Below are 14147 nucleotides of genomic sequence, written 5' to 3'. Positions count from 1 at the left end.
GCGGGCGTCGCGCCCGCCGCGGGCGAGCTCGTCCACTCCGACGCCACGCTCTGGACCACCGGCACCCGGGGGCTGCCCGTGGCCGCCGGGTCGGGGCTGAGCGTCGACGCCCGCGACCGGATCGTGGTGGACTCCGCGCTGCGCTCGGTCTCCCACCCCGACGTGTACGCCGTCGGCGACGCCGCCGCCGTCAGCCAGAAGTTCGGCGTCATGCACGGCACCTGCCAGGGCGGCATCCCCACCGGCCTGCACGCCGCCGACTCGCTGGCCGACACGTTGCGCGGGAAGACGCCGAGGCCCTTCAAGTTCGGATATTTCCACCAGCCGGTCAGCCTGGGACGCGGGGACGCGGTCATCCAGTTCACCCGGCCGGACGACAGCCCGCGCAGGTGGTACCTGACCGGGCGGGCGGCCGTCTTCTACAAGGAGACGGTGAGCAGCAGCCCGATGCCGATGTTCCGGCTGCTCAAGCGGGGGCTGGTGCCCGTGCGGGCGTTCGCGCTGAGCGCCCTGCCTTCATGAGGGCCTTCACGACGGGTCTCATGAAGGCCTCGGGGCGGCAGCGCGGCGGGCGGGACCGGTGGCCCCGCCCGCCGTGCTCCCCACGGATCAGCGTTTCGTGACCGCCTCGCTGACGGCGTTCGGGCCGTCGTAGCGGCGGTCGGGCATGGCCTCCAGGGCCTGGACTATGTCGTTGCCCGCGTTGTGCTCGCGAGCTGCCTTGATCAGATCGTCCTTGGTGGCCGGGTAGTCGACCCCGCTCAGGTGCTTCTGCAGGTCGATCGGGTTGGGTGCAGTACTCATACCTGCCTGCTGCCCCGCGTTCACGAGACGTAACGGCGCGCCCGCGAGTTGGCCTGCGATGCCTCCAGACTCGCCAGCCGGGCCTCCACCCGCGGCGGCACGCGCCGCCGCTCGGCCAGCACCCACGGCAGGCCGCGCAGGGCGTCCAGGGCCGCCAGCGCCGAGACGCGGTCGCGCGGCACGGTCGCCGCCAGCCGCAGGGTACGCCGCAGCGCCGCCGGGACCGGCCGCCGCAGCCAGGTGAACCAGAGCGTGTTCCGCAGCCCCACCCGGCGCCTGGCGTGCGCGTCGCGCTGCTTGGAGGCCTGGTGGTGCACGGTCAGGTCCGCCAGGTAGCACAGCTCCCACCCGGCCGTGGCCAGGTCCACGGCGAGCAGCTCCTCCTCGCCGCCCAGCCACAGCCGCCGGTCGAAGCCCCCGCACTCCAGGAACGCCTCCCGCCGCAGCACCGACGCGCCCGCCAGGAAGCTGCCGAGCGCGGGGCCGGGCAGCCAGGCGGGGCCGCGTACGGGGGAGTCGCGCAGCTCGGCCACGATCGGGTCGTCGCGCCCGCCCGGCTCGGCCAGGATGCGGGCCGTGACGACGGCCAGCCGGGGATGCGCGTCGAGCACGTCGGCGGCCCGGGCCAGCGAGCCCGGCGCCCACCAGGTGTCGTCGTCGGCGAAGGCCACGTACGGCGTGCGCAGCCGCTCCACCCCCACGTTCCGCCCCACGGCACCCAGGTTCTCGTCGAGCGCGACCACGTCCACCTCGGGATAGGCGGCCGCGACGGCCTGAGCGGTGCCGTCGTCCGAGCCGTTGTCCACCAGCACCACCTGGGGCCGCTCCGGCAGCGCCAGCAGCCTGCCCAGCGAGGTGAGGACCTCCTCCCGCCGGTTCCAGGTGATCACGACGGCTCCCACGCGCTGATCAGCCACCGGTACGCTCCAGCCTGCGCCGCGCGCGCTCCACCGAGACCGGCAGCCCGCGCCGCTCGGCCAGCGCCCGCGGCAGCCGCCGCACGGCGGTACGCAGCCCCTCCCAGCCCGCGGGCCCGCCGCGCAGCGCCTCGAACGAGCGTCGCGCCACCACCCGCCACGGGCGGCGCAGCACCGCTGTGAGCACGGCGTTGCGGGTGGCCAGCACCTGCCTGCCGCGCGGGTCCCGGGCCGGCGAGGGGTGGTGGTGGGCCACCACGTCGTCCACGTACGCCAGCCCCCAGCCCCTCGCGGCCAGGTCCATGGCCAGCCGCTCCTCCTCGCCGAAGAAGAAGATCACGTCGTCGAACCCGCCCGCCTCCAGGAACGCCTCCTTGCGCACCACCGCCCCACACGCCAGGAACCCCAGCACGCTCGGCCCCGGCAGGTCCGGCTCGACGCCGAGCGGGGAGTCGCGCATCAGCTCCGACACCGGGTCCAGCCGCTCCTCCGGGCCCACCAGCACGCGCGCGCCCAGCACCGCCAGGCGGGGATAGGCGTCCAGCACGTCGGCGGCCCGCTCCAGGGCGTCCGGCGCCCACCAGGAGTCGTCGTCGGCGAAGGCCACGTACGGCGTCTCGGCCATCTGGACGCCGATGTTGCGGGCGGGGGCGCCCAGGTTCCGGCCCGCCTCGACCACGTGGACGTCGGGGAAGTGGCGGCGGACGAATACGGCGGTCCCGTCGGTGGAGCCGTTGTCCACGAGGATCACCGGGCGCGGGTGCAGGGGGAGCGAGCGGGTCAGCGCCCGAAGGCGGTCCTTGCTCGCCACGACCACCGTGACGCGGGCTCCGTTCTTCACACCGTGTCACTTACCGGGCGGGCAGCTCTTAGTCCTCCCGCAGGCCGTTGACGGGCCGGTGGGAGGGGCGTAGAAAGGTGGGTAACAGTGTTACCCGGAAGAAACGGCGTTACTGGATGACGATCACCGCCTATCAGCAGGCCCAGCGGCAGGGGCAGGAGGCCGTCAGGGCGGCCGTCCTCGACGCGGCCAAACGGCTGCTCATCGGCGCGGGGCCGGAGGCGCTGACCGTGCGGCGGATCTCCGCCGAGGTCGGCTGCTCGACCAAGGTGATCTACACGCTCTTCGGCGGGAAGGACGGGCTCAGCGAGGCGCTCTGGCTGGAGGGGTTCGCCCGGTTCGAGCGGCGGCTGCTGGCCGTGCCGCCGGACGACGACACGCTCCGGCGGCTGCACGCGGGCCTGGCCCTCTACCGGGAATACGCGCTGAGCGAGTCCGACTACTACCGGGTCATGTTCCAGGGGGCGATGCCGGGGTTCAGGCCGGGGGAGGAGGCGGTGCGGGCGTCCAAGAGGACGTTCCAGCTGCTGGTACGTGGCGTGGCGGCCTGCCTGGAGGCCGGCAGCCTGAGGGGCGCGGAGGCCGTGGAGATCGCCGACGTGCTGTGGATGGCCATGCACGGCGCCGTAAGTCTGGAAATTTCGGGTTATTTCGATCGGGCCGAGGCCGAGCGGCGCTACCGCCTGCTGTGCACCTCGGTGCTCACCCCATTCCTGGCTCCAGAAGAGAGGGACACGCCATGAGCACAACCCCCTTCAAGAACGGGTTCGCCCCGGTCGCCGAGGAGATCACCGCCTTCGACCTCGAGGTCACCGGCCGCATCCCGGCCGAGCTCAACGGCCGCTACCTGCGCAATGGCCCCAACCCGCTCAGCCTCGACGACCCCAACGCCGGCCACCTGTTCCTCGGCGAGGGCATGGTGCACGGGGTGCGGCTGCGCGACGGCCGCGCGGAGTGGTACCGCAACCGCTGGGTGCGCAGCGCCGCCGTCGCCGAGCGGCTCGGCGAGCCGGCCAGGCCGGGGCCCGTGCACGAGGGCATGGACTTCGCGGCCAACACGCACGTCATCGGGCTGGCCGGGCGCACGTTCGCGACCGTGGAGGCGGGGGCGCTGCCGTACGAGCTGGGTTACGAGCTCGACACCATCGGCTCCTGCGACTTCGACGGCGGCCTGCCCGGCGGGTACGCCGCCCACACCCACCTCGACCCGGTCAGCGGGGAGCTGCACGCGCTGGCGTACTTCTTCGGCTGGGACCACCACCAGCACGTCGTCATCGACCCCAAGGGCGAGGTGACGCAGGTCAGGAGGATCCCGATCGCCGACGCGCCGATGGTGCACGACTTCGCGCTCACCGAGCGGTTCGTGGTGATCTACGACCTGCCGGTCACGTTCAGCATGGCCCACGCGGAGAAGGGGGTGTCGCTGCCGTACGCGTGGAACGACGCGCACGCGCCCAGGCTCGGGCTCATGTCGCGCGAGACGGGCGACGTGCGGTGGGTGGAGGCGCCGTCCTGCTGGGTCTTCCACACGCTCAACGCCTACGACGACGGCGACGAGGTGGTCGTGGACGTGGTCAGCTACCCGAAGGGGTTCGTGGACGCCCGGCTCGACGCCGGCGGCCCGCCCACGCTCGACCGGTGGCGGGTCAACCTGGCCACCGGCCGGGTCGGGGTGGCGCGGCTGGACGACCGCGCGCAGGAGTTCCCGCGCATGGACGAGCGCCGCACCGGACGGTCCTACCGCTACGGCTACACCGCCGCCACCCGCGAGCTGCACGAGATCGTCCGCCCGGCCACCGAGCTGGAGGACCTGCCCGACGAGGCGTTCGACAACACGCTCATCAAGCACGACCTGGAGCGGGGGACGCAGGAGTCGCGGCAGTTCGGGCGGGGGGCGTACGTGGGCGAGCCCGTCTTCGTCGGCTCCGGGCAGGCCGAGGACGACGGTTACGTGATGTCGTACGTCAACAACCCGGCCAGGGGAGCGGCCGACCTGGTGATCCTTCCCGCGCAGGACTTCACCGGCGAGCCGCTCGCCACGGTGCACCTGCCCGCCCGGGTGCCGCTCGGCTTCCACGGAAGCTGGATCGCCGACTGAGCCGGAGGCGGTAGCCTCTTCAGGTTGGGTGGACAACGTGAAGAGGGAGAGGCCGTGACCGGTCTGGTCGTCGCCATGGACGGTCCTTCGGGGTCGGGCAAGTCGAGCGTGTCGCGCGGGGTCGCCCGCGCGCTGGGCCTGCGTTACCTCGACACCGGGGCGATGTACCGCGCGATGACCTGGTGGATGCTCCGGCAGGGCGTCGATCTGGCCGATCCCGACGCGATCGCGGCCCGCTGCGCCGAGCCCGCCGTCGTCCCCGGCACCGACCCCGACGGCCCGACGATCCGCGTCGACGACGTGGACGTGGCGGGGCCGATCAGGGAGAGCGAGGTCACCGGCGCGGTCTCGGTCGTCGCCGCCGTTCCCGAGGTGCGCACGCGCCTCGTCGCGCTGCAGCGGGAGATCATCGGCGAGGGTGACATCGTGGTCGAGGGCCGCGACATCGGCACGGTCGTCTGGCCCGACGCGGCCGTCAAGGTCTACCTGACGGCCAGCGCGGAGGCCCGTGCCCGCCGGCGCAGCGCCGAGCTGACCGGCTCCACGGTGGAGGCCCAGCAGGCGGCCATGGCCCGGCGTGACACCCTGGACTCGACACGTAAGACGGACCCACTCTCGATGGCGGCTGGCGCCGTCGAGCTCGACACGACCCCGCTGACCTTGGAAGAGGTCATCGGGGAGGTGCTGAGGCTGGTCAAAGAGCGCACCTGAGCCAAACTCGGTGCGGTACTCGCAAAGGATGAAAAATCGTGACAACGGGGGATTGGGTCGAGGCTGACCTCGACGAGCTCGAGATCACCGAGCACGACCACGGCGTTCCGCTGCCGGTCGTCGCCATCGTGGGGCGGCCCAACGTCGGCAAGTCCACGCTGGTCAACCGCATCATCGGCCGCCGCGAGGCCGTCGTGGAAGACGTGCCCGGGGTCACCCGCGACCGCGTCACCTACGACGCCAACTGGCGCGGCCGCCGCTTCACCGTGGTCGACACCGGAGGCTGGGACCCCGACGCCACCGGCATGAACCTGCGCATCGCCGAGCAGGCCCAGGTGGCCGTCGAGCTGGCCGACGTGGTCGTGTTCGTCGTGGACGCGACCGTGGGCGCGACCGACGCCGACGAGATCGTGGGCTCGGTGCTCCGGCAGTCCGGCAAGCCGGTCATCCTGGCCGCCAACAAGGTCGACAACCAGCAGCTCGAGCTGGAGGCCGCCGCGCTGTGGGCGCTCGGGCTGGGCGAGCCGTACCCCGTCTCCGCCCTGCACGGGCGCTCCAGCGGCGACCTGCTCGACGTGATGCTCGACGCGCTGCCCGAGACGCCGCAGGTCACGTTCGGGGCCGAGCGCGGCCCCGCCCGCGTCGCGCTGCTCGGCAAGCCCAACGTCGGCAAGTCCTCCCTGCTCAACAAGCTGGCCGGCGAGGAGCGGGTGCTCGTCGACCCCATGGCGGGCACCACCCGCGACCCGGTGGACGAGCTGATCGAGCTGGGCGGGCGCACCTGGCGCTTCGTGGACACCGCCGGCATCCGGCGGCGCGACCGCGAGCTGCAGGGCGCCGACTTCTACGCCGCCATGCGCACCCGGGCGGCGCTGGAGCGCACCGAGGTGGCGATCGTGCTGATCGACGCCAGCGAGCCGCTCACCGAGCAGGACCTGCGCATCATCGGCCTGGTCATCGAGTCCGGGCGGGCGATGGTGGTGGCCTTCAACAAGTGGGACCTCGTCGACGAGGACCGGCGCTACTACCTGGAGAAGGAGATCGACCGGCAGCTCGTCCGCACCCCGTGGGCGCTGCGCGTCAACATCTCCGCCAAGACGGGGCGCCACCTCGACCGGCTGGTCCCGGCGCTGGAGAAGGCGCTCGACTCGTGGTCCACGCGGGTGCCCACGGCCCGGCTCAACGCGTTCCTGACCGAGCTGGTGCAGCAGACGCCCCCGCCGGTGAGGGGCGGCAAGCAGCCGAAGATCCTCTTCGCCACGCAGGCGTCGGTCGAGCCGCCCAAGTTCGTGCTGTTCACCTCGGGGTGGCTGGAGGACACCTACCGGCGCTTCATCGAGCGGCGGATCCGGGAGGAGTTCGGCTTCGCCGGATCGCCCATCGACGTGACGATGAAGATCAGGGAGAAGCGCCCCAAGAAGGACAAGTAATGGTTTTGCCGTTGCCCCGGGCCTGATCATAGGATCTACGGCAACGCGTTGACGGAGCCGAGTAGCCAGCGGGCCCGCACGGGCCCAGAGAGCCGCCGGTAGCTGCGAAGGCGGCGCCGTGTCCCGCTGGTGAAGACACTCCCGAGTGCGGGGAGGAAATGCCCCGCCGGTCTGACCCCCGTCATCGGGTCGTCGAGGCCGCCTCCGTGCCGGGGCGGCGAAAGTGCGGTGGCACCGGGAGTCCCTTCTCCCCCGCACTCCCAAGGGGTCATGCAATTCCTCGTGAGGAGCTGTGATGATCTCTCGTGTCATGTCGGCGGAGCTCGCTGAGCACGCCGGGCAACGAGTGACGATCGCCGGCTGGGTCCATCGCCGCCGGCAACTCAAATCCGTGTCCTTTCTCGTCGTCAGGGACCGTACCGGCCTGGCCCAGGCGGTGACCGCGCGCGACCTGCCTCCTGAGGAGAGCGTCGTCGAGGTCACCGGCACCGTGACCGCCAGCCCGCAGGCGCCGGGCGGCTACGAGCTGGTCTCGCCGGAGGTCGAAGTCCTGGCGGAGCCCCAGGTGGCGCCGCCGTTCGACCTCTACCGGCCCGTGGTCGGGGCGGCACTGCCGACCGTCCTCGACCATGCGCCCGTCGCGCTGCGGCACCCGCTGCTGCGGGCGCCGCTGGAGATCTCGGCCGCGAGCGTGGCCGGGTTCCGCGAGACGCTCGACCGGCTCGGCTTCACCGAGATCCACACGCCGAAGATCGTCGGCTCGGCCACCGAGTCGGGCGCGAACGTCTTCGGCATCGACTACTTCGGCCGGCCCGCGTACCTGGCGCAGTCGCCGCAGTTCTACAAGCAGGCGATGGTCGGGGTGTTCGAGCGGGTCTACGAGGTCGGGCCCGTCTTCCGGGCCGAGCCGCACGACACCGTGCGGCACCTGGCCCAGTACACGAGCCTCGACGCCGAGCTGGGCTTCGTCGGCGACCACCGGGACGTGATGGCGGTGCTGCGGGAGGTGGTGGCGGGCATGCTGGAGTCCGTACGCCGCCGCGCCTCCTCCGCCCTCGACCTCCTCGGCGCCGTGCCGCCGCCGGTGCCCGCCGAGATCCCGGCCGTCCACTTCGCCGAGGCGCAGCGGCTGACCTCGTCCGACGAGCCCGACCTGTCGCCCTGGCAGGAGCGGTGGCTGTCGGAGTGGGCGGAGCGGGAGCACGGGTCGGAGTTCCTGTTCGTGACCGGTTACCCGATGTCCAAGCGGCCGTTCTACACCCACCCGGACCCCGCGCGGCCCGGCTACTCCAACGGCTTCGACCTGCTGTTCCGGGGCATGGAGCTGGTCACGGGCGGTCAGCGGCTGCACCGGTACGAGGACTACGCGCGGGCGCTGGCCGCGCGTGGCGAAGGGGTGGAGGCGTACGAGGGTTACCTGCAGGCGTTCCGGTACGGGATGCCGCCGCACGGCGGGTTCGCCCTGGGGCTGGAGCGGTGGACGGCGCGGCTGACGGGTGCGGCCAACATCCGCCAGACCACCGCGTTCCCCCGGGACCTCCACCGCCTCTCGCCATGACCCTTTCCTGAGCTCCGCGCGTTTGCTGAGCCCCGCGAGGCCCCCGGACGGCCTCGCGGGAACCCGACGGATCGACGCGTCCGGTGAGGCGTCTCATGTGGGCGTCCTCACCGGGCGGCCTCGCTGGGCGGGCCGGCCGGGCGGGCTCGCCTGGGCGCGCTCGCGTTCGGGCCGCCCGGTCAGCGGCGCTTGGCGTCGTGGGACGGCATGAGGAGGGCGACCGCCGCGCCGAGCAGGCAGATGAACGCCGTGACGAGGAACATCTCGGTGTACTCGGTGTGCAGCGCGGCCTGCACCTTCGCGGTGTAGTCGGCCAGCCGCCGCTGATACGTCTCCGGGTCCACGCCGAACGGCAGCGGCGTGTCCAGGTGGGCGGTCAGGGACTGGAACCGGTAGAAGCCCCAGGCCGACACGGCCGCGATGCCGATCAGCATGCCCATCATCCTGGCCACCACGACCGCCGCCGACGCCACGCCGTGCTGGGCCGCCGTGCTCACGCGCAGCACCGCCGACGACACCGGGGCGATCACCAGGCCGAGGCCCAGCCCGGCGACCACCAGGTCGACGTCCATGACGAGGCCCGCGCCGGCCAGGTCGAGCGGCCAGCGGCTCATCAGCCAGTAGCCGACGGCCGCCACCGCCATGCCCGCCACCGCCACCGCCCGGTCGCCCAGCCGGCGCGCCAGGAGCCCGCCCAGCAGGGCGGCCACGGTGAGGGCCGCCAGGAACCTGGCCAGGACCAGCGACGCCCCCAGCGCGTCCTCGCCGAGCAGGGTCTGGGCGGTGAACTGGACGAACACCATGGTGACCAGGAGCGCCGCCCCGGCCAGGAAGCTGACGGCCAGGGTGGCGAGCAGCGGGCCCTTGCGGGTGCCGGTGAGGTCGAGGAGGCGGACGGGGGAGCGGATCTCCCACCAGACGAAGCCGGCGGCCGTCACCGCGCCGGCCGCGATCACGGGCAGGCCCCATGGGGGGAGCACGGAGCTGGCGGGGTCGGGGTTGTACAGGCCCACGACCAGGAGGCCGAGCGCCAGGGCCAGTAACGCCCCACCGACCACGTCCACCCGCCCGCCCCTGCGGCTGACGGCTGTGGCGCCCGGCGCGCTCGCGGCTGCGGCATCCGGATGACTCGCGGCCATCCCGCCCGCCAGGTCTGCGACGCTCGCCGGGTCTGCGCTCGTCGGGTCTGCGACGCTCGCCGGGCCGGTGCCCGCCTGGGCGGCGCTCACCTGATCGGCGGAGGCTGGGACTGGCTCGCTGGTGGAGGTGGCGCGCGGGCTGCTCGCGGCCACCGCGCCCGCCTGGTCTGCGCTCGCCTGGCCGGTGCCCGTCTGGCCGGTGCCCGCCTGGCCGGTGCCCGCCTGGCCGGTGTTCGGCGTGCTGGGGGACGTGGCGCTGGTGCCGAGGGGGTTCGCCGTGGCTGCGTCCGACTGGGCCTGGCCTGGCGTATCGGAGCCGGCCGGAGAGGTGGTGGTGCGGGGCGGGACGGTGAAGTGGACTGCGAGGGCGGCCAGGGCGGCGAGGGGGACGTTGATCCAGAAGATCGCGTGCCATTCCCCCAGCTCGATCCCCGCCACCACCGTGCTGGGCACCAGCGCCAGCAGCCCGCCGTACAGCGGCCCGAGCGCGCTCCCCAGCTCCTGCGCCGCCCCCACCGCGCCGAGGGCCACCGGGCGTTCCCGCGGCTCCCACAGGTCCCCGATGAGGGCCATCGTGATCGGCAGCAGCGCGCCCCCGGCCACCCCCTGGACGGTACGCCCGGCCACCACCATCACCTCACCGGTCGCCAGCGCCGTCAGCACCGAGCCGAGCGCGAACGCAGCCAGGCAGGCGTGGATCAGCGGGCGCCGGCCGTACCGGTCGGAGAGCTGGCCGAGCAGCGGCATCGCGGCGATGTACCCGAGCAGGAAGCCCGTGACGATCGGGGTGGCGCGCTCGAGGTGGTTCAGCGGGATGTCCACGTCCTCGGCGATGTCGATCAGGACCGTCACCACCACGTACGCGTCCAGCGCGGCCAGCAGCACCACCGCGCCGCCCGCGCCGAGCACCACCCGGCGGGTGCGCCTCACTTGACGGCCTTCACTTGGTGGCGGGCGGCGTGATGGTGACCGGCGCGTCGTAGTCGCTGAACGACACCGTCACCGTGCCGTCCTGCAGCGGCAGGCTGGCCTTGGTCAGCCGGCTGGTGGCCTGGTCGATCCAGACCTTGCCGTTCACCCCCTGCGTGACGCCGGGGATGATCTGCCCGACGACGGTGCCCGGGAAGGTGGTGGCGACCCGGTAGGAGCCGCTCTCCACGCCCTCCACCTTGGGATCGGTGCCCGAGGCGAGCAGTTGCGCGATGCCCTTGGTGGGCTCCAGGATCACCGACGGGTCGTAGAACTGCGCCAGCTGGTCGCGCGTCATCTGCTGGAAGCCGCCGGTCGGGCCCTTGAAGTGCACGGTGTCACCGATGAGGGCGAAGGTGACCTCCTGCAGGGTGCCCAGCACGTCGAGCGTGATCGTGCCGTCGGCGTCCCCCTCCGCCGTGAGCCGGCCGTCGGCCTTCTTGACCGGCACCTTCGGCTTGCCCTCGGTCGTGATCGAGAAGCCGGCCGACTTGACGCCCTTCATGGCCTCGGAGGACTTCTTCATCAGGTCGGGCCCGGCGGGCAGCTCGGCCCCGCCACCGCCGGACGAGCACGCCGACGCCAGCGCGAGGACAGCCACGACGAGGAGCTTTCTCAGCATGACCGGATCGTATCGATCGACCGTGAACGCCGCGCGCCGTCACGGATATCGGTTGGATGTCAGCGCAGCTTCTTCAGGTGCTCCACGAGCGGCGCGTACGCCTCCTCGATCGCTTCGAGCTGGTCGTCGGTGAGCCGGTCGACGAAGTGCTCGCGCACGCTCCCGACGTGGAACGGCGCCACCCGCTGGATCGTGTCCCAGCCCTCGTCGGTCAGCACCGCGAACGTGCCCCGCCGGTCGTCACGGCAGTCTTCCCTGGTCACCAGGCCCTTGGCCTCCATGCGGGAGATCTGGTGCGACAGCCGGCTGCGCGACTGGATCGTCGCGTCCGCCAGGTCGCTCATCCGCATGCGCCGTCCCTGGCTCTCGGAGAGGTTGACGAGGATCTCGTAGTCGTTCAACGAGAGTGAGTGCTCCTGCAGCTCGCGGTCGAGCCGGTGCATGAGCAGCTTGTGCAGCGCCAGGTGCGTACGCCAGGCACGCTGTTCGGCGGGAGAAAGCCAGCGAGGCGCGCTCATGATCCCCAATCTAGCGCACATACAGTTGTGCGCTATGGAGGAAAAGTCGGGGGAGAGCCTGGGCACCGTGCTCGTGGCCGGAGCGGCGAACCTGACCATCGCCCTGGCCAAGCTCGTCGCCGGCCTCATCAGCGGCTCGGCCGCCATGCTGTCGGAGGCGGCCCACTCCGCCGCCGACACCGTCACCGAGCTCCTCCTGCTGGTGGCGGTCCGCCGCGCGGGCAAGCCCGCCGACCGGCGGCATCCGTTCGGGTACGGGAAGGCGGGCTTCGTCTGGGCGATGATGGCGGCGGTCGCGACCCTGGTGGGCGGGGCCGGGTTCTCCATCACCCACGGCATGCACGAGATCAGCCATGGGGAGGAGCTGTCCAACCTCACCCCGTCCTACGTCGTGCTGGCCGTCTCGTTCGTCATCGAGGCGATCTCGTTCACGAAGGCGATGTCGCAGCTTCGCCGCGAGGCCGCGCGATACGACGTCAACCCCGTACGCCTGGTGCGGCTCACCTCCGACACCGCGCTGAAGGCCGTGCTGTTCGAGGACGCCGCCGCCCTCGTCGGCCTGCTGATCGCCGGCGCCGGGCTGATCGGCTCCCAGCTCACCGGCTCGGCGCTCTGGGACGGGGCCGCGTCGGTCGCGATCGGCCTGCTCCTGCTGGTCGTCGCGCTCACTCTCATCCAGTCGAACCTGTCGCTGCTCATCGGCCAGGCCGCGCCCCAACGGATCGAGACCGGCATCCGCGCCGTGCTGATGGCCCAGCCCGAGGTGGAGGAGGTGGTCGAGCTCCTCACCATGATGATCGGGCCGGGCGCGATCCTGGTCGCCGCGAAGATCGACTTCAGGGACCAGGCCAGCGCGGCCGGGGTGGAGATCGCCTGCGAGGAGGTGGACCGGCGGCTGCGGGAGCGCTTCAGCGGGGTCAGGCAGGTCTTCCTCGACCCGACTCCGACCCGCCGCCGCTGACCTCCGGGATGGGCACCCTCTCGGCGGGGACGTCGGTGACGACCGCCACCCTGATGTCCGGCCCGGCGCTCCATTCCAGCAGATGCCGTCCCGTCAGGTCGTCGCCGCCCTGACCGAGCTTGTCGAGCGTCAGCTCGCCGCGCTTGATCAGCGCCTCCTTGCGGGTCCAGTGGCGCATCAGCTCGTCGTTGCCGGTGACCAGCGCGCGCTCGTGCGGGGTGAGCACCCGGTCGGCCAGCATCGTGTCCAGCGGGCCCGGGCGTACGTGCTCGGCGTCCACGCCCACCTTGCCCGGGCCGGCCACCGCGCACACGTAGCCTCGCGTGTGGCTGAAGCTGACGCCCAGCTTCGGGGCCTGCTCGACGTACGGCCTGCCATGCCCGGGGCCGTGCACGTCGCAGTGTTGCAGCAGCGTCAGCTCCGCCGGGTCCGCGTCGAGGGCGGCGGCGGCGCAGAGACGTACGAGGAGGTGGGCGGCGATGAAGCAGACCCGGTCCTCCTCGAACCGGAAGCGGGCGGCCCGCTCCTGCTCCACCTCGGTCAGCCATTCGTACGGGGCGCGCACCTCGTCCGGGTGTCCGCCCATCGCTAAGCAGCCGATCGTCAGTCCTTCTTCTTGTCGTCGCCGTCGAGGGAGTATTGATCCTCCGAGGCCGCGCCGAGCACGGTCACGTCATGGATCTTCCAGCTCCCCTTCTCCTTCACAAGACTGATCTTAAGGTGGGAATCCTTGACCGAGCGGATCGCCTCGGAAGTGTTCACCTGCTGGTCCACGACGACGATGGCGTGGGCCGTGGCCTCGTCCACGTCGGCCAGGTACACCTCGCGCACGGTGGCCTGGGAGGTGGCCTCGAGCTTGACGATGACCTGCGCCATGGTGCCGCCGAACGCGGCGTCGTAGGTGGCCAGGAAGTCGCCCGTGGCCTGGGCGGCCAGGGCGGAGCGGGTGGTCTGGAGGTCCTTGTAGTCGTAGCTGAGCAGGGCCCGGCTGAAGGCGGCGGCCGCGCCGGACACCTCCATGCGCAGGGCGCGCTCGGACTCCAGCCGGGCGCGGGCGTCCTGGGCCTGGGCGGCGGTCAGCCACTGGAGCACGGCGGTGGCGGCGATGGCGGCCACCACCATCGCGGCCAGCGCCCCCAGAACCTTGGCCCGGGTGACCCGCCGGGGCCGCTCGCCCTCGGGGCCTGCGGAAGAGCCGGTGTCCTTGGGGGCGTCGGCGGCGGCGCCGGTGTCCGTGGGGGCCTCGGAGCCCTCGCCCTCGGTGCTCGCCGCTGGACGTGCGCTCTTCTCCGCGTCGGCGGGCGGCTCCACGCTCGTCGACGCGGAGCCGGCGTCGGGCGCCACGGTGGGCGTGCCGTCGGCGGACGGCACGGCGTCGGGCGGCGCGCCTTCCGAGGGTGCACCTTCCGAGGGTGCACCTTCCGAGGGTGCACCTTCCGAGGGTGCACCTTCCGAGGGTGCGGCGTCAGAGGATGCGGTGTCTGAGGATGCGGTGTCAGGGGGCGTGGTGCCCGAGGGTGCGATGCCAGAGGGCGCGGTATCGGGTGGTGCGGTGTCGGGCGCTGGGGTGTCCGAGGGT

Annotated in this window: 15 protein-coding genes and 1 pseudogene; 8 read left to right on the top strand and 8 right to left on the bottom strand. The window is 72.5% G+C overall.

What is annotated here, in order from left to right:
- Window positions 1–522, top strand: a 522-nt coding sequence (locus AB0J69_RS53000; RefSeq protein ID WP_364134891.1) for an FAD-dependent oxidoreductase, incomplete at its 5' end; no start/stop codon positions are given.
- 87 nt (window positions 523–609) lie between these two features.
- On the opposite strand, the gene AB0J69_RS52995 is transcribed toward AB0J69_RS53000, so the two are convergent.
- From AB0J69_RS52995 to AB0J69_RS52985, 3 genes are read right to left on the bottom strand one after another with little or no spacing between them, the layout of a single operon-like run.
- Entirely contained in the window at window positions 610–804 is a 195-nt protein-coding gene (locus tag AB0J69_RS52995) for a DUF2795 domain-containing protein (protein WP_364134888.1), read from the bottom strand.
- Window positions 805–824: 20 nt separating this feature from the next.
- A complete protein-coding gene (locus AB0J69_RS52990) occupies window positions 825–1721 on the bottom strand; it encodes a glycosyltransferase (RefSeq protein WP_364134885.1) in 897 nt (298 codons plus the stop codon).
- On the bottom strand, window positions 1714–2562 hold the full coding sequence (locus AB0J69_RS52985; RefSeq protein WP_364134883.1) for a glycosyltransferase: 849 nt from the start codon (window positions 2560–2562) through the stop codon (window positions 1714–1716). Before AB0J69_RS52985 ends, AB0J69_RS52990 begins: the two co-directional genes overlap by 8 nt.
- A gap of 116 nt (window positions 2563–2678) precedes the next feature.
- Between AB0J69_RS52985 and AB0J69_RS52980 the strand changes: the two genes are divergently transcribed.
- From AB0J69_RS52980 to aspS, 5 genes are all read left to right on the top strand, one after another.
- Window positions 2679–3305 (top strand): TetR/AcrR family transcriptional regulator, encoded by a 627-nt coding sequence (locus tag AB0J69_RS52980; protein ID WP_364134881.1) that lies wholly within the window; start codon window positions 2679–2681, stop codon window positions 3303–3305.
- A complete protein-coding gene (locus tag AB0J69_RS52975; RefSeq protein WP_364134879.1) occupies window positions 3302–4660 on the top strand; it encodes a carotenoid oxygenase family protein in 1359 nt (452 codons plus the stop codon). Before AB0J69_RS52980 ends, AB0J69_RS52975 begins: the two co-directional genes overlap by 4 nt.
- A 75-nt stretch (window positions 4661–4735) precedes the next feature.
- On the top strand, window positions 4736–5371 hold the full coding sequence (gene cmk, locus AB0J69_RS52970) for a (d)CMP kinase (RefSeq protein ID WP_364134897.1): 636 nt from the start codon (window positions 4736–4738) through the stop codon (window positions 5369–5371).
- A 38-nt stretch (window positions 5372–5409) separates the two neighbouring features.
- The gene (gene der / locus AB0J69_RS52965; RefSeq protein ID WP_364134876.1) at window positions 5410–6801 is read left to right on the top strand and encodes a ribosome biogenesis GTPase Der; all 1392 of its coding nucleotides are present in this window, start codon (window positions 5410–5412) and stop codon (window positions 6799–6801) included.
- 295 nt (window positions 6802–7096) lie between these two features.
- Complete coding sequence (gene aspS / locus AB0J69_RS52960) at window positions 7097–8359, top strand: aspartate--tRNA(Asn) ligase (RefSeq protein WP_364134873.1); 1263 nt, start codon at window positions 7097–7099, stop codon at window positions 8357–8359.
- A 179-nt stretch (window positions 8360–8538) separates the two neighbouring features.
- On the opposite strand, the gene AB0J69_RS52955 is transcribed toward aspS, so the two are convergent.
- From AB0J69_RS52955 to AB0J69_RS52945, 3 genes are read right to left on the bottom strand one after another with little or no spacing between them, the layout of a single operon-like run.
- A complete protein-coding gene (locus AB0J69_RS52955) occupies window positions 8539–10428 on the bottom strand; it encodes an MFS transporter (RefSeq protein WP_364134871.1) in 1890 nt (629 codons plus the stop codon).
- Window positions 10429–10438: 10 nt separating this feature from the next.
- A complete protein-coding gene (locus tag AB0J69_RS52950) occupies window positions 10439–11089 on the bottom strand; it encodes an LppX_LprAFG lipoprotein (RefSeq protein ID WP_364134868.1) in 651 nt (216 codons plus the stop codon).
- 59 nt (window positions 11090–11148) lie between these two features.
- Entirely contained in the window at window positions 11149–11607 is a 459-nt protein-coding gene (locus tag AB0J69_RS52945; protein ID WP_364134865.1) for a MarR family transcriptional regulator, read from the bottom strand.
- A 34-nt stretch (window positions 11608–11641) separates the two neighbouring features.
- Between AB0J69_RS52945 and AB0J69_RS52940 the strand changes: the two genes are divergently transcribed.
- Window positions 11642–12568 carry a cation diffusion facilitator family transporter gene (locus AB0J69_RS52940; RefSeq protein WP_364134862.1) on the top strand — a complete coding sequence of 309 codons (927 nt, stop codon included), beginning with the start codon at window positions 11642–11644 and terminating at the stop codon, window positions 12566–12568.
- Here AB0J69_RS52940 and AB0J69_RS52935 read toward each other — a convergent pair.
- Together AB0J69_RS52935 and AB0J69_RS52930 are read right to left on the bottom strand one after the other, a co-directional pair.
- Complete coding sequence (locus tag AB0J69_RS52935) at window positions 12525–13154, bottom strand: 4'-phosphopantetheinyl transferase superfamily protein (protein WP_364134860.1); 630 nt, start codon at window positions 13152–13154, stop codon at window positions 12525–12527. The genes AB0J69_RS52940 and AB0J69_RS52935 overlap by 44 nt on opposite strands.
- Window positions 13155–13171: 17 nt before the next feature.
- The gene (locus AB0J69_RS52930; protein ID WP_364134857.1) at window positions 13172–13939 is read right to left on the bottom strand and encodes a hypothetical protein; all 768 of its coding nucleotides are present in this window, start codon (window positions 13937–13939) and stop codon (window positions 13172–13174) included.
- Window positions 13940–13963: 24 nt separating this feature from the next.
- Here AB0J69_RS52930 and AB0J69_RS52925 point away from each other — a divergent pair.
- Window positions 13964–14053, top strand: a pseudogene (locus tag AB0J69_RS52925) (pentapeptide repeat-containing protein); the annotation flags it as partial.
- Window positions 14054–14147: the final 94 nt, after the last annotated feature.

Source organism: Nonomuraea sp. NPDC049709 (assembly GCF_040674815.1).
In the GTDB taxonomy this organism is placed as follows: Bacteria; Actinomycetota; Actinomycetes; order Streptosporangiales; family Streptosporangiaceae; genus Nonomuraea.
This window is presented reverse-complemented; position numbering and strand designations above follow the sequence as displayed.

What these genes read in the sequence shown, in the direction of transcription:
- AB0J69_RS52995 (WP_364134888.1), bottom strand. Translation starts at nt 804, where the DNA reads ATGAGTACTGCACCCAACCCGATCGACCTGCAGAAGCACCTGAGCGGG.
- AB0J69_RS52980 (WP_364134881.1), top strand. Translation starts at nt 2,679, where the DNA reads ATGACGATCACCGCCTATCAGCAGGCCCAGCGGCAGGGGCAGGAGGCC.
- AB0J69_RS52975 (WP_364134879.1), top strand. Translation starts at nt 3,302, where the DNA reads ATGAGCACAACCCCCTTCAAGAACGGGTTCGCCCCGGTCGCCGAGGAG.
- cmk (WP_364134897.1), top strand. Translation starts at nt 4,736, where the DNA reads ATGGACGGTCCTTCGGGGTCGGGCAAGTCGAGCGTGTCGCGCGGGGTC.
- aspS (WP_364134873.1), top strand. Translation starts at nt 7,097, where the DNA reads ATGATCTCTCGTGTCATGTCGGCGGAGCTCGCTGAGCACGCCGGGCAA.
- AB0J69_RS52950 (WP_364134868.1), bottom strand. Translation starts at nt 11,089, where the DNA reads ATGCTGAGAAAGCTCCTCGTCGTGGCTGTCCTCGCGCTGGCGTCGGCG.
- AB0J69_RS52945 (WP_364134865.1), bottom strand. Translation starts at nt 11,607, where the DNA reads ATGAGCGCGCCTCGCTGGCTTTCTCCCGCCGAACAGCGTGCCTGGCGT.
- AB0J69_RS52940 (WP_364134862.1), top strand. Translation starts at nt 11,642, where the DNA reads ATGGAGGAAAAGTCGGGGGAGAGCCTGGGCACCGTGCTCGTGGCCGGA.
- AB0J69_RS52935 (WP_364134860.1), bottom strand. Translation starts at nt 13,154, where the DNA reads ATGGGCGGACACCCGGACGAGGTGCGCGCCCCGTACGAATGGCTGACC.